The 13601-nt window shown below is 57.9% G+C and carries 13 protein-coding genes; 7 read left to right on the top strand and 6 right to left on the bottom strand.

All coding sequences use genetic code 11. The features are described 5' to 3' along the window. Window positions 1-63 precede the first annotated feature (63 nt). Window positions 64-1671, bottom strand: a complete 1608-nt coding sequence (locus tag RUE5091_RS05445; protein ID WP_058281102.1) for a hypothetical protein — start codon at window positions 1669-1671, stop codon at window positions 64-66. A gap of 121 nt (window positions 1672-1792) precedes the next feature. Here RUE5091_RS05445 and RUE5091_RS05450 point away from each other — a divergent pair, with 121 nt between their 5' ends. After that, entirely contained in the window at window positions 1793-2500 is a 708-nt protein-coding gene (locus RUE5091_RS05450; protein ID WP_058280881.1) for a thiamine diphosphokinase, read from the top strand. Here RUE5091_RS05450 and RUE5091_RS05455 read toward each other — a convergent pair. The 4 genes from RUE5091_RS05455 to RUE5091_RS05470 are packed head-to-tail and all read right to left on the bottom strand — an operon-like array spanning window position 2445 to window position 5909. Further along, complete coding sequence (locus tag RUE5091_RS05455; RefSeq protein WP_058280882.1) at window positions 2445-3359, bottom strand: DMT family transporter; 915 nt, start codon at window positions 3357-3359, stop codon at window positions 2445-2447. The two genes, RUE5091_RS05450 and RUE5091_RS05455, sit on opposite strands and share 56 nt — an antisense overlap. Window positions 3360-3399: 40 nt before the next feature. After that, window positions 3400-3810, bottom strand: a complete 411-nt coding sequence (locus RUE5091_RS05460) for a GFA family protein (RefSeq protein WP_082643565.1) — start codon at window positions 3808-3810, stop codon at window positions 3400-3402. A 22-nt stretch (window positions 3811-3832) separates the two neighbouring features. Further along, complete coding sequence (locus tag RUE5091_RS05465; RefSeq protein ID WP_058280884.1) at window positions 3833-5206, bottom strand: L-serine ammonia-lyase; 1374 nt, start codon at window positions 5204-5206, stop codon at window positions 3833-3835. Window position 5207: 1 nt separating this feature from the next. Continuing rightward, window positions 5208-5909 (bottom strand): glutathione S-transferase family protein, encoded by a 702-nt coding sequence (locus RUE5091_RS05470; protein WP_058281103.1) that lies wholly within the window; start codon window positions 5907-5909, stop codon window positions 5208-5210. A 167-nt stretch (window positions 5910-6076) separates the two neighbouring features. On the opposite strand from RUE5091_RS05470, the gene rpiA reads away from it, so the two are divergent. The 6 genes from rpiA to RUE5091_RS05505 all read left to right on the top strand — a co-directional run bounded on the left by rpiA (window position 6077) and on the right by RUE5091_RS05505 (window position 12701). Further along, the gene (gene rpiA, locus RUE5091_RS05475; RefSeq protein WP_058280885.1) at window positions 6077-6868 is read left to right on the top strand and encodes a ribose-5-phosphate isomerase RpiA; all 792 of its coding nucleotides are present in this window, start codon (window positions 6077-6079) and stop codon (window positions 6866-6868) included. Between the two features lie 556 nt (window positions 6869-7424). Beyond that, window positions 7425-8783, top strand: a complete 1359-nt coding sequence (gor, locus tag RUE5091_RS05485; RefSeq protein ID WP_058280887.1) for a glutathione-disulfide reductase — start codon at window positions 7425-7427, stop codon at window positions 8781-8783. A gap of 72 nt (window positions 8784-8855) precedes the next feature. Continuing rightward, a complete protein-coding gene (gene hflK / locus RUE5091_RS05490; protein WP_058281104.1) occupies window positions 8856-9998 on the top strand; it encodes an FtsH protease activity modulator HflK in 1143 nt (380 codons plus the stop codon). Further along, window positions 9998-10885, top strand: a complete 888-nt coding sequence (gene hflC / locus RUE5091_RS05495) for a protease modulator HflC (RefSeq protein WP_058280888.1) — start codon at window positions 9998-10000, stop codon at window positions 10883-10885. The genes hflK and hflC overlap by 1 nt, the downstream gene beginning before the upstream one ends. Further along, window positions 10885-11079 (top strand): DUF2065 domain-containing protein, encoded by a 195-nt coding sequence (locus RUE5091_RS05500; protein ID WP_058280889.1) that lies wholly within the window; start codon window positions 10885-10887, stop codon window positions 11077-11079. Before hflC ends, RUE5091_RS05500 begins: the two co-directional genes overlap by 1 nt. Window positions 11080-11264: 185 nt before the next feature. Then, window positions 11265-12701, top strand: coding sequence for a Do family serine endopeptidase (locus tag RUE5091_RS05505; RefSeq protein ID WP_243470723.1), 1437 nt, complete (start codon window positions 11265-11267; stop codon window positions 12699-12701). Window positions 12702-12915: 214 nt separating this feature from the next. Here the strand turns inward: RUE5091_RS05505 and RUE5091_RS05510 are convergent, their stop codons facing one another. Continuing rightward, window positions 12916-13584: a Crp/Fnr family transcriptional regulator gene (locus tag RUE5091_RS05510; protein WP_058280891.1), complete on the bottom strand. Its 669-nt coding sequence runs from the start codon at window positions 13582-13584 to the stop codon at window positions 12916-12918. Window positions 13585-13601: the final 17 nt, after the last annotated feature.

Consider the following 13601-nt stretch of genomic DNA (forward strand, 5'->3'; position numbering starts at 1 on the left):
TGCTGCTGAACAAAAAAAGGCCAGAGGAAACTCTGGCCCATTTTCTATTGATCTGATTGATTGTTATCCTGCGGCGCGCTCGTCGTCAGGACGGAACCCTATCTCGGTCGAGGCCGCGAAACGACCGCCGCCTGCTTTTTCAATTTTTCCATCCCGCAGCAACTGACCGAATGTACGCAGACTTTCTTCGCGGTTGAATTCGTTCTGCTTGAGCGAGCGGATTTTGTTCATCAGTTGTGGACGTGAAAATTGTTCCTGACCCTCGATAAAGGACAGGTACGCCGCAGCAGCTTCAAGCAAGTCGGGCAGGGATTGCGCGCCCTGCTCTTGTGCAAAAAGGGCAAAGCCACCTTCCTCGGGTGAATCGTCTTCCGCTTCGGATTTGACGCGACGAGGGGTGACTGGTCCGGCGTCTTCGGTCAGATTGTCGACGCGCTGTTCAGCCACCAGTTTAAGGGGGGCGGCATCATCACTGCTTGGGCGTGTACTGGTAGCTTCCTGAACCTCAGGACGGCGCGGGCTTACAACCGAGGACAGATCGCCGCGATAACCCTGTTCTTCGTTGTCCAGACTCGTGGCTTTCTGATCACCGCGTTCAGCTTCGGTTACTGCAACAGCCGCACGCAGATGCGTGTAGGCCTCACGCTGATTGCTGGTGTCCGGGTCGTTCAACTGTTCGCTGGCCTTATCCATCAAGCGTGATACATCACGATCCAGGTCGGACCCTTCATCGTCCGCCTTGGCTGCGCGCTTTGCCAGAACAGCTTCGACGCTAGAAATCTCTTCCAGCAAATCGACTTCGTCTTCTTCCGTCAGTATGCCTTCATCGGCGGCAGCAACGGTTTCGTCCTCTGGCTCGGCGTCGTCCAGGATCGGGGTTACTTCTTCGGGCGCATTCTCGGCGGGAAACTCAAGATCGGAAAACAGCGCGTCCAATGTGTCTTCCTCGTCAGACAACTCTTCTGCCGCGACGTCCACCGTCTCAGAGCTTGCGTCCTCGGGTTCGCTTTCCAGAACTAGTGTCTCGGTTTCTTCGGGTTGAGGTACCTCAGCTTCCGCTTCGGTCACCTCTGGCGTGTCGTCCTGGGTTTCAGAGGGGGGCGCGACCTCAACGGTCGTCTCTAGATCCGAAGGATCAAGCGAACCGGCCGCAAAGGCAGCAGCAACCGCGTCAGACGGGCCTGTGTTTTTCATCAGGGTCGTATCTTCGTCCTCGGTATAGATGACCGAGTTCTCTTCGGAATGCGAGACGACAGCCCGGATGCGCTGCAACTTGGCAGCAATGCTATCCGCAGCAGGTGCCGAGTTATCTTTCACGGCCTCTACGTTGGTAAACACGGGCTGCGAGAGGGGCGGTGTGTCGATGGTGTTTAAACTTGGTGTGCTGACATCGGGTTGGGACGGTACATTGGCATCCTCGGTTGCGCGGATCAGCAGACCTGCATCACTTTGCCTGGCTTCGACCTTGCGGGACGCGTCACGCTGCGCGATGCGTGTCAGCATTTCAGTGTCGGGCTGAGGGGGTTCAGAACCAAAGTAGCGATCATCCGCCGCGAGATCGCGGAAATATTCGGCAATCGCTTTCATCGTTTCAAAGGAATCATCAAAGCCTTCCAAAGTGCACGAGAAGGTTCCATAAGAAACGGTCAAAACCTTGTTATTCTGTACCATCAGACGCATGTCCTCTACAAACTACAAGAGCCATATTCCCGGCGACGGGCACACCAATGGCTCGAAACTCTCTGCATGAACCTACCATTTTGTGGTCTCAATGTGTCCAAATCCGGAAAAAATGATCAATCTTAAAAAAAATCAGTCAATTGTGCGGTCTGAAGAGCCAATCGCAGTGGTCGGAGGCGGAGAAATCGGTCCCGAAGACCTAAATTTGGCGCTGATTCGCGTCAATGCCGTTGTGGCGGCAGATGGCGGAGCGATCCCACTGATGGACTCGGGGCGTATGCCGGATGCGGTTTTCGGCGATTTTGATTCGCTGACCAGCGCCTATAGCGACCGGATTCCGGCAGACCGGTTGTTTCCGGTCCGTGAGCAGGACAGTACCGATTTCGACAAGACCCTGCGCAGCGTCGAGGCACCACTGGTTCTGGGAATCGGGTTTCTGGGCGGGCGGTTGGATCACCAGTTGGCGGTGCTCAATACGCTGGTCCGTTTACAGGATCGTCCCTGCATTTTATTGGGGGAACATGAAGTCATGTTCCACGCGCCGCCACGGATCGCTTTGGACCTCTCACCCGGCGATGTGGTTTCGCTGTTTCCGTTCCAGCAGGTAACCGGGCGCAGCCGTGGGTTGGAGTGGCCGATCGATGATTTGGTGTTGGAACCGAGCGGTCGCGTCGGGACGTCCAATCGCGCATTGGCTGATGTGGAACTGGAGGTAGACGAGCCCGGCCTTTTGGTCATGGTTCCGCGCGAGGCCTTGGATCAGGTCATGCAGGCGTTTCTGTCGGAGCAGACCGGGCGTTGGACCGCTCGTGAAGAATGACATAAAGGCCCGCGGCGATGGTGATCCCAATTCCGATGGCCGCGATCCCGTTGGGCAGATCATGAAAGATGAGCCAGCCGAATAGGGTGGCCATCGGAATTTCCAGATATTGCATCGGCGCCAGAGTTGCCGAAGGCGCAAAGCGCAGCGACCACGTCATCAACAGATGTGCGACGGTGCCCAGCAGCCCGATTGCGATCAGCAAAAGGTGGATGTCTGGGTGCGGTAAGATCAGCGATACGGCCCAGGTGCCGCTGATCGACCCGGCCAACAGAACCGGCAGCAATAGGACAGTGGCCATCAGGCCTGATACGGCCTGCAAAGCGATTGGGTCGGTGTCCTTGGCGATCTGACGCGTCACCAGCATGAACAGGGAAAAGAGTAGTGCGACTACAAGCGGCAACAGGGCCGCAGCGCCCACTTGCGCAAAGCTGGGCTGGATGACCAGCAAGGTACCAACAAAGCCAACGGCACAGGCAATCAGGCGGCGCGGGCCGACGGTTTCTCCCAGCACGTATTTGCCCAGGATCAACATGATGAACGGCATGACAAAAACGATTGCAATCGCGTCTGCCAGCGGCAGGAACAGCAGTGAACTGAACATGGCTGAAAGGGCGAGAATATGCAGAGCTGTGCGAATGAAGGTCAGCCGCAGAATGCGGCCGCGCATACGCAGTGCTCGTCCGGTCAGTAAGGCCAGTGGTATCAGCACCAGCGCCTGAACGGCAAAGCGAACAAAGACCAGCATGCCAATGGGGGTGGTCTCGGACAGCAGTTTTGCCATCGCGTCGCCCATCGGCGCGATGATACAAAAGCCAAGCATCAAGACGATGCCAAAGACCGGGCGATCCTGTGTCATACGCGTGACGCTACGGGGTTTGGGGCCCGGTGGAAAGCGTCTAGGGCAGGGGCTGCACTTTGGTGTAGTCCGGTCCGGTGCAAGTGGGCAGGCCGTCACCCAATTTCAGCCAGTGCAGCTTTTCCTCATGCGCCACATGTAACGTGGGTTCCAATTGGTTGGGATCATCCAGCGTTGCCACATAAAGATGAAGCACATCCGACATGGATTGTGACCGGAACGAGATCGGAGTGCCGCAATCGGAGCAAAAGCTGCGGGTGACACCAGGCGACGAGGCGAAGGTTTTCGGCTCGTCTCCGGTCCAGCGCCACTGGCCGTCACGCACGCCGAAATAGGTGGTCATCGGCGCTGCGCACTGCCGTCTGCAACTGTCGCAATGGCAGGTGACGCATGACAGGACCGGAGGCGTGACTTCATACCGGATGGTGCCGCACAGACAATGTCCCCGCATGGTTTCCCCTTTTAATGCGGCATCAGCAGTTGGGTATGTTCACCGCCAGACCGCCCAGTGACGTTTCCTTGTACTTCTCGTGCATATCATGGCCAGTCTGACGCATGGTTTCGATCACGGAATCCAGCGGTACAAAGTGTTCTCCGTCACCACGCAAAGCCAGCGATGCCGCTGAAACGGCTTTGATCGCCGCCAAACCATTGCGTTCGATGCACGGCACCTGCACCAGCCCGGCGACTGGATCACAGGTCATGCCCAGATGGTGCTCCAGCGCGATTTCAGCGGCGTTTTCCACCTGTTCGGGTGTGCCGCCCATGACGGCGCACAGACCTGCCGCTGCCATGGCAGACGCACTTCCGACCTCGGCCTGACAGCCAGCTTCAGCCCCCGAGATCGAAGCGTTATATTTCACGAGACCGCCAATGGCGGCGGCGGTCAGCAGGAAGTCCTCGATATGGCTTTCCGACGCGCCGGGCACGTGATCAAGGTAATAGCGCAGCACCGAAGGCATCGTGCCTGCCGCGCCATTGGTAGGGGCAGTTACGACCTGCCCACCGGCGGCGTTTTCCTCGTTGACCGCCATGGCATAGACGCTCATCCAGTCATTGATGGTGTGCGGCGCGTTCAGGTTCATGCCCCGCTCGGCAAGCAGAGCATCGTGAATGCCTTTGGCGCGGCGTCGCACGTTCAGGCCACCGGGTAAAATGCCGTCAGTATTCAGCCCGCGTTCGATGCAATTGTTCATAACTTCCCACAGACGCGCAGTGCCCTTGGCGAAGCTGTCGGCACAGCCGCGCGCGATTTCGTTCTCGCGCTTCATCTGAGCGATGCTTTTGCCGCTGGTCTTTGCCATCTCAAGCATTTCGGCGGCGGATTTGAACGGGAACGGGACCGGGTCGCCCTCGTCGGTTGCCTTGCCTTCGGCCAGTTCCTCTTCGGTCAGGACAAAACCACCGCCGACCGAGTAGTAAACCTGCCGCAGGATCACATCGCCTTGTGCGTCGGTGGCCATCAGGATCATGCCATTGGCGTGGCCGGGCAGGTTGTTGTCATAGTCAAAGATCAGATCGGTCTTTGGATTGAACTGAAGCGTCGGCAACCCTTCGGGCGTCACCGCGTGCGTTTCGGATATCTCGGCCAGGGCGGCCTCGGCCTTGTTGTTGTCGTAGGTGTCGGGCACAAATCCTGCCAGTCCCAGAATGGTGGCGCGATCAGTGGCGTGGCCAACCCCGGTAAAGGCAAGCGATCCGTGCAGCGAGCCGCGCAGCCCCGCGAATTCGAATGGAGACGCGCGCATCAGATCCAGAAAACGCGCGGCGGCCACCATTGGCCCCATGGTATGAGACGAAGACGGGCCGATGCCCACTTTGAACATATCGAAGACAGATAGAAACATATCAGGTAGCTGAGCCTTCTTCAGGTGTAGCGTAACGTGGTGAGGTGAACGGCGTAACCCCCAACCCCTCGGCCGCGCTGGCGGCTTGGGTCGCGGGGCGGAATTCCAGCCGCGCCAGGGTTTCTTGCAGATAGGGCGTGTCCGCCAGTTGAAACCAGCTGCGATCCGCGCTGGTGGGATACAGCGCAATCCAGCGCATTTGGCAGGCCAGATAATAGCAAAGAACCGATGGGGTATCGGCCTGTAGCCAGACCGGCGCGTTCCGGGCCTCGGCGTCCAACACCCGCAGATGTTGACGCAGGCGCGGGCGGATGCCTTCTCGCAAAGTTTCGGCCTGTGCCGCGTCGATGTACTTTTCGGCATAGAACAGAATGCGCAGATCGGCGTGCAGCGTATTGGACGCAAAAAATAGCCACTTCAAAAACGCCGCCCGATCCGGGCTGTCGGGGGCGGGAGCCAGTTGTTTGTGCGTATCTGCCAGCCACAAAAGAATGGCCGCTGTTTCAAAGATCGGCCCCTGCGGCGTGTCCAGCACCGGGATCAGCCCATTCGGATTCAAGGCCCGATATGCTGCACTGTCCTGTTCGTTCTGGCGGCGGTTCACCAGAACGGTTTCAAATGGCAGGCCCATCTCTTCCAACGCCAGTCTGATCACCAGAGAGGCGTTGTCGGGGGCGTAGTGCAGGCGATAGGGCGCGGTCATGTATCCAATGTACAATGCCGTGCTGTTGCTGGAAGCCTCGATTGCGACGTTTCCCATCGGAAACGCGTATTTTCCTCGCATGTTTACGCTATCCAGCGGAGAATTGGCTCTCGAAGTTGGCAGTCGTATTCCGTATAAGTCTGTCAGTAATAAAGGGAAACGCTGCCATGACCCGTGATCTGTCGCCTATCGACAACGCCAAATTTGCTGCCGCGCGCCGAGCTGCCGATTTGGTTCAGGATGGTATGCGCGTCGGTCTGGGGACAGGATCGACCGCTGCTTGGATGGTGCGCCGCCTTGGTGAACGGGTGCAAAATGAAGGGTTGCGGGTTAAGGGCGTTCCGACTTCGATCCGCACCGCGCAATTGGCCCGCGAGGTTGGGATCGAAGTGGTCTCGCTCGATCAGGCGGGATGGCTGGATCTGACCATCGACGGCGCGGATGAATTCGATAGCGAACTGAGCCTGATCAAAGGCGGCGGAGGTGCGCATCTGTTGGAAAAAATCGTCGCCACGGCCAGCGATCAGATGATCGTCATCGCAGATGCCGGCAAAGAGGTTGAAACGCTGGGCGCCTTCCCCCTGCCGGTCGAGGTGATCCCTTTTGGCTGGCAAACCACCCGCACTTTGATCCAAGAAGTACTGGATACGATGGATGTTCTGGGCACCTCGGCCATGTTGCGCATGAATGGCGAGGCACCTTTTGTGACAGACGAAGGCAACCACGTTCTGGATCTGCACCTGCAACGCATCGGCAATGCGCGCCAATTGGCGCTGGTGCTCAATCAGGTGCCGGGCGTTGTTGAGAACGGATTGTTCATCGACATCTGTGACAAGGTCGTGATCGGCCATGGCGATGGCCGGGTCGAACTGCGCGACATCAACGCGGGCACCACCGAAGTGGGTGAGTTGATAAGCGGCGGCGAGAACCTATTCTCGGATCTGGCGGATGAGCGATAGATTCACAGAATTTTTGATGTCGCGTTCGACCGCTTTGTGGCGTGCGCCTAGTGGGTTTTGGTGCCTTCTGGTAGTGTGGCTGTTCGGATTGAGGGTATTGTCCGGCGGCTTAACGCAAGCTCCTTGGAACCTTGCGCTTTTTTTGCTGACAACGGTGTTTTTGTTTCTTTCGCTGGGCCGTCTGACAGGTTTGATGCGAGATTTCCGCCTTGTATTCTTACTGATCACGAGTTCCGATTTCGCGGGCGTGGTACATACTTTGGTGCCATTCCATGGTCTCGCATTCAAGGCATTGAAATTGGACCCGGTCGCAAGTTTGGCTACGTCCATTACATCAACAATAACGACCGGCCTAAGTTGGTCCGGTTCCCGTTGAATCTGCTCGACCATACCATATCTGAGCAGTTGCTTGCGGCGCTTCGGCATTCCCCGGTGGATGTTCGGGAAATCACGGGGGGCTAATCCATCCCTGATCGCTCTGGACAGCAGCGCGCGATACTATACACCCCTTGCAAGGCCAATGGGCACTTGTGGCAACTTGAAAGAGGCACGGTAAATGAGCTTTGATTATGATCTGTTCGTCATCGGAGGCGGCTCGGGCGGGGTACGCGCGGCGCGCGTGGCAGCTGGCGAAAACAGTGCCAAAGTGGCGCTGGCCGAAGAAGATCGTTACGGCGGCACCTGCGTCATTCGGGGCTGTGTGCCGAAAAAGCTGATGGTTTTTGCCAGCGAGTTCTCGGGCACCATGCAGGACGCGCAGGCCTATGGCTGGCATGTCAAACCCGGCGCCCTTGATTGGAACACCTTCCACGGCAAGCTGGTGGCGGAACTGGATCGGCTGGAAGGTGTCTATCGCAACATTCTCAAGAACAACGGTGTCGAAAGCTTTGATCAGCGTGCCCATGTGGTTGATGCCCATACGGTTGAGTTGGCCGATGGCACACGTAAGACGGCAAAGCATATTCTGATCGCAACCGGTGGCCACCCAGTTGTGCCCGAGTTTCCGGGATCGGATCTGGCGATCACTTCGAATGAGATCTTCCATCTGGAAAAACTGCCCGAGAGCATCCTGATTGTGGGCGGTGGGTATATCGCCAGCGAGTTTGCCGGGATCATGAACGGGATGGGAGTGAAGACCACCCAGTTCTACCGGGGTGCGCAAATATTGCGTGGCTTTGATGAAGAGGCACGCGGCCTGATCTGCGAAGAGATGCGGCAGAATGGTATTGATGTACGTCTGGGCACCAATGTGTTGGAGATGACCAAGGATGGCGACAAGATCCGCGTCAAAGCCACCGACGGCACCGAGGATCAGTTCGATGTGGTCATGTACGCCACTGGTCGCGCACCCAATGCCGACAACCTGGGGCTTGAGGCCGTTGGCGTTGAACGGGGCCGTAAGGGTGAGATTGTGGTGGACGAATACAGCCAGACCGGCGTGCCCTCGATCTATGCTATCGGTGACGTGACGGACCGAGTGAACCTGACTCCGGTGGCGATCCGCGAAGGCATGGCTTTTGTCGAAACCGTCTTCAAGGCTAACCCAACACCGGTCGATCACGAGTTGATTCCGACTGCGATCTTCACCCAACCGGAGTTCGGCACCGTCGGTCTCAGCGAGGAAGACGCTGCTGCGCAAGAGCCGGTTGAGGTATATGCGACCTCATTCAAGCCGATGCAAAAGGCGTTTGCCGGTGGGACGCAACGGGTGCTGATGAAGCTGATCGTCAGTCAGGCGACCCGCAAGGTGCTGGGCTGCCACATCGTGGCCCCCGGCGCGGGCGAGATGATCCAGCTGGCCGGTATCGCCGTGAAAATGGGCGCAACCAAGGAAGATTTCGACCGCACCGTCGCTGTTCATCCGGTCATGGCCGAGGAACTGGTGACAATGCGGCAACCTGTTCGCACTGCTTGATTTGCAACGGCGCGCACACAAGTTACAAGGGAACCCGTGATCACACGGTCCAACACGAAGGAACAGATACATATGGCGGGCAACAGCGGTGGCCCCTGGGGGGGCGGAGGCTCTTCCGGTGGCGGAGGAAATCGGGGTAACAACGGTGACGGGCGCAAACCACCCGAAGGCGAGAGCCCGCAGATCCCCGAGATCGACGAGCTGATGAAAAAAGGCCAGGAACAGCTGCGCGTACTGATGGGTGGCGGCGGTGGCCGTGGCGGCAGTGGACGGGGAACCGGTGGCGGTGGCCCGATCTTTACCAAGGGTACAGTGCTGATCGGTGTAGTCGTTGCAGCTGTGCTTTGGGGCGCTGCCAGCTTTTATACCGTGAAACCCGAAGAACAATCGGTTGAGTTGTTTCTTGGCGAATTCTCGGCCGTTGGGAATTCTGGTCTGAACTTTGCCCCTTGGCCGTTTGTGACGGCTGAAGTTGTCTCAGTGACCAGCGAACGAAATGAAGATATGGGGGGGGCACGTGGCAGTGACGATGGGTTGATGCTGACCGGTGACGAGAACGTAGTTGATATCGACTATCAAGTTGTCTGGAACATCAACGATCCGGCCAAGTACCTGTTTAACCTGCGGGACCCTAAGCAGACGATTCAGGCTGTTTCTGAATCGGCGATGCGTGAGATCATCGCGCAGTCAGAGCTTGCTCCGATCCTGAACCGGGACAGGGGTATCATCGCGGACCGTTTGCAGGAACTGATCCAATCGACGATGGACAGCTACGATTCAGGTGTAAACATCGTCCGTGTGAACTTTGACAAAGCCGACCCGCCGCAGGACGTGATTGCAGCATTCCGCGACGTTCAGGCCGCTGCGCAAGAACGTGACCGTCTGCAGAACGTTGCCGACGCCTACGCCAACCGCGTTCTGGCTGAAGCCCGCGGTGAAGCTGCACAGGTTCTGGAAGAGGCCGAAGCCTATCGTGCCCAACAGATCAATGGTGCACAGGGTGAAGCCAGCCGCTTTAGCGCGGTTCTGGAAGAATACTCCAAAGCGCCTGATGTAACCCGAAAACGCTTGTATCTGGAACGGATGGAGCAGGTTCTGGGAGACGTCGACAAGATCATTCTGGATGAAAACTCAACCGGGCAGGGGCAGGGCGTCGTGCCCTATCTGCCGCTGAACGAACTGCGCCGTAATAGTCCGGCCGGGGAGAGCAACTGATGCGTAAATCACCTATTATTCTCATCCTGGTCGTGATTCTGGGCGTGATTGGTTTGTCCTCGATTTTCATCGTGGACGAGCGGGAACGCGCGCTGGTCCTACAATTTGGCCGCGTTGTCGCGGTTAAGGAAGAACCCGGTCTGGCGTTCAAAATTCCGGTGATTCAGGAAGTTGTCCGCTATGATGACCGTATCCTGTCGATCGACGTCCAGCCGTTGGAAGTAACACCGCTGGATGATCGTCGTCTGGTCGTCGACGCCTTCGCGCGCTACCGGATTTCCGATTTGAACCGGTTCCGTCAGGCCGTTGGTGTCGGTGGTATCCCGGTTGCCGAAGATCGTCTGGACCGCATCCTGCGCGCCGAAACCCGCGAAGTTCTGGGTTCGGTCTCGTCCCGTGATATCCTCAGCTCGGACCGTGCCGCGCTGATGCTGCGCATCCGTAACAGCGCAATCGCCGAAGCGCAGGCGCTGGGTGTCACTGTGATCGACGTGCGTCTGAAGGCGACCGACCTGCCTCAGGCCAACCTTGAGGCGACTTTTGACCGGATGAAGGCCGAGCGGGAACGTGAGGCAACAGACGAACGTGCGCGTGGTAACGAGGCAGCGCAACGTGTTCGCGCGCAGGCCGACCGGACCGTGGTTGAACTGGTATCGGATGCCAACCGCGAGGCTGAGATCATTCGTGGTGAGGCCGACGCCGAACGCAACGCGATATTTGCCGAAGCCTATGGCGCGGACCCGGAGTTCTTTGAATTCTACCGCTCATTGACCGCTTACGAGAATGCGCTGCAGGGCAGCAATAGCTCATTGATTCTGAGCCCGGATTCAGAGTTTTTCAACTACCTGAGTTCGCCGACTGGACGGCGGGCGCCGGTCGCTGAATAATGGGCATGATCCTTCTGGCCCTTGGGCTGGTACTGATTGTCGAGGGGCTGGCCTATGCGCTGGCCCCTTCGCTTATAGAACGTATGCTTGAAGCGCTGCGGACACTGCCGGAACAAGCGCGCAGGCTGGCGGGACTGCTGTGCGTGGTCAGCGGCTTAGTGCTGCTTTGGGGCGCGTATCAGGTCGGGTTTTAATACAGTCCTTTCACTTGCCGGTGATTTCCCCGCGATCCCGAGTTGCGGGCTTGGACAAACTGACTACATTGGGTGTCAAGACAGGTTGCCGAGATGCGACCAAAGAAGAATTGACGACAAGGAGTTCCCAAGTGCAGTCACAAGCGCGCAGTATTGCAGTCCAAAGGGACGATGGTGTTGGTTTCATGCGGCTAATGTGGTTGGCCTTTGCTGGGATGTTGCTAGTGCTGGCGCAAACCGTCGCAGCGCAGGCGCGCGGCGAAAGCCTGGCGCCGTTGGCTGAAAAGATCAGCCCGGCGGTGGTGAATATCACTACTTCTACATTGATCGAAGGACAGACCGGCCCACAGGGGATTGTGCCCGAGGGTTCTCCGTTCGAAGATTTCTTTCGCGAATTTCAGGATCGGAACGGCGAAGAAGGCGACCGCCCACGCCGCAGCAATGCGCTGGGGTCGGGTTTTGTGATTTCCGAGGACGGTTATATTGTCACCAACAATCACGTCATCGCCGAAGCCGATGAAATCCTTGTGGAATTTTTTCCCGGCGACGGCCAGCCCAAGAAAGAGCTACCGGCCAAGGTGATCGGCACGGATGAGAAGACGGACATCGCATTGCTCAAGGTCGAAGCCTCAGGCCCGCTGAAATATGTGCAATTTGGCGATAGCGACATTGCACGTGTAGGAGATTGGGTAATTGCCATGGGCAACCCGCTGGGCCAGGGCTTTTCGGTTTCGGCCGGAATCGTGTCGGCCCGCAACCGGGCACTGAGCGGTTCATATGACGACTACATTCAGACCGACGCGGCGATTAACCGGGGCAACTCGGGTGGCCCGCTGTTCAACATGAATGGCGAGGTGATCGGTGTAAATACCGCGATCCTGTCGCCCAATGGCGGTTCCATCGGAATTGGATTCTCGATGGCGTCCAACGTGGTCGTCAGGGTTGTCGACCAGCTGCGCGAATTCGGTGAAACCCGCCGTGGCTGGTTGGGTGTGCGGATTCAGGACGTGACCGAGGACATGGCCGAAGCGATGGGGCTGGACAAACCCGGCGGCGCACTGATCAGCGATGTACCCGATGGTCCGGCCAAGGATGCGGGACTGCTGGCAGGTGACGTGATCCTCAGCTTTGACGGGGTCGAGGTCGAAGATACCCGCGGCCTGGTGCGTCAGGTGGGCGAGACCACGGTTGGTAAATCGGTTCGTGTGGTCGTGCACCGCGACGGCGGTACGCAGACTGTTCTGGTAACGCTAGGTCGCCGTGAGGATGCAGAACGCTCGGAAACCGAAGAGGAGGAAACTCCCGAAGCCGCGCCAGATGAAAACGCTGATATTCTGGGTCTGACGATTTCACCGCTGACAGATACGCTTCGCACCGATCTCGGTCTGGACGCGGATGCCGAAGGGCTGGTCGTAACTGAGGTGGATGAGGCGTCAGAAGCCTATTCCAAGGGTCTGCGTGCGGGTGATCTTATCACCGAAGCCGGTCAGCAGAAGGTTACTTCGATTGGCGACCTTGAGGCGCGTATGAGCGAGGCGCGCGAGGCTGGCCGCAAATCTTTGCTGCTGCTGGTGCGCCGTGGCGGGGAACCCCGCTTTGTGGCGCTGAGCCTGGGCGAGTAACTGATCTTCAGTTCAATAAAAGGGCCGGAGCATGACCTCCGGCCTTTTTGCATCGGGGCTGAAAATAAGTGAGCCACACGCCGGGGAGGCGTATGGCTCTGATACAGGGAGAGGTCAGTGGACAGATATCGGGGATGATTCTCTGACCTCCTACGGTAACAATTACGAGATTAGTCTCAACGTGATCCACGGTCTGTGAAGAAGGTCACAGGGGTCAGATCAGATCAGATTCTGCCAATTCGCGCAGAGCCTGAAAATCGTGAATCATCAATCCTCCGCGCGACGCTTCGACCACATTGTCGCGTTTCCAGGTCGAAATGGTTTTTGAAACAGCTTCACGAGTGGCGCCCACGAATTCAGCTAGTTCGCTTTGCGATAGGGTGATCCGGGTCGATGGGTCATCCTGCAGTCCGGACAGGTGCAACAGTTTGCGGGCCAGTCGTATCGGCATCGGCAGGAACACCTGCTCGTTTAGTTGTGACCCCATCCACCGCATGCGCAGACCGGCCAGCCGGATCAAGTCAACCGCCAGATCGGGATGCTGGCGAATTTGGTCCATCACGTCGCCTTGTCGAACGCGCAGAACACGCGAAGGCTCTGCCGCCGCAATGGTGGCGGTGCGGGGGCCGCTGTCAAACAGGGCGATCTCTCCAAACACCTCACCAGGGCGCATCAGGGTCAGCGACAGTTTGCGGCCGCTCATGGCCAGAAATGACACCTCGAGCGTGCCTTCGAGGATTGCAAAAAGCGCGTCGCCTTCATCGCCTTGTTCAAACAGGACATCGCCGCGTTTTAGTGCAATTTCAGTCGCCTGGGCAGAAAGCATAGCTTTCAACCCGTCGGACGCCTCGGACAGGAAGCCGCTGTCTGGGAAAGCTGTCATAAGTTCCAGATTCTCCG

This window comes from Ruegeria denitrificans (assembly GCF_001458295.1).
GTDB classification, from domain to species: Bacteria; Pseudomonadota; Alphaproteobacteria; order Rhodobacterales; family Rhodobacteraceae; genus Ruegeria; species Ruegeria denitrificans.

Excerpts from the sequence above, each read along its gene's own strand:
- RUE5091_RS05445 (WP_058281102.1), bottom strand. The coding sequence starts at position 1,671 with ATGGTACAGAATAACAAGGTTTTGACCGTTTCTTATGGAACCTTCTCG.
- RUE5091_RS05450 (WP_058280881.1), top strand. The coding sequence starts at position 1,793 with ATGATCAATCTTAAAAAAAATCAGTCAATTGTGCGGTCTGAAGAGCCA.
- RUE5091_RS05455 (WP_058280882.1), bottom strand. The coding sequence starts at position 3,359 with ATGACACAGGATCGCCCGGTCTTTGGCATCGTCTTGATGCTTGGCTTT.
- RUE5091_RS05460 (WP_082643565.1), bottom strand. The coding sequence starts at position 3,810 with ATGCGGGGACATTGTCTGTGCGGCACCATCCGGTATGAAGTCACGCCT.
- RUE5091_RS05465 (WP_058280884.1), bottom strand. The coding sequence starts at position 5,206 with ATGTTTCTATCTGTCTTCGATATGTTCAAAGTGGGCATCGGCCCGTCT.
- RUE5091_RS05470 (WP_058281103.1), bottom strand. The coding sequence starts at position 5,909 with ATGACCGCGCCCTATCGCCTGCACTACGCCCCCGACAACGCCTCTCTG.
- rpiA (WP_058280885.1), top strand. The coding sequence starts at position 6,077 with ATGACCCGTGATCTGTCGCCTATCGACAACGCCAAATTTGCTGCCGCG.
- gor (WP_058280887.1), top strand. The coding sequence starts at position 7,425 with ATGAGCTTTGATTATGATCTGTTCGTCATCGGAGGCGGCTCGGGCGGG.
- hflK (WP_058281104.1), top strand. The coding sequence starts at position 8,856 with ATGGCGGGCAACAGCGGTGGCCCCTGGGGGGGCGGAGGCTCTTCCGGT.
- hflC (WP_058280888.1), top strand. The coding sequence starts at position 9,998 with ATGCGTAAATCACCTATTATTCTCATCCTGGTCGTGATTCTGGGCGTG.
- RUE5091_RS05500 (WP_058280889.1), top strand. The coding sequence starts at position 10,885 with ATGGGCATGATCCTTCTGGCCCTTGGGCTGGTACTGATTGTCGAGGGG.
- RUE5091_RS05505 (WP_243470723.1), top strand. The coding sequence starts at position 11,265 with ATGCGGCTAATGTGGTTGGCCTTTGCTGGGATGTTGCTAGTGCTGGCG.
- RUE5091_RS05510 (WP_058280891.1), bottom strand. The coding sequence starts at position 13,584 with ATGACAGCTTTCCCAGACAGCGGCTTCCTGTCCGAGGCGTCCGACGGG.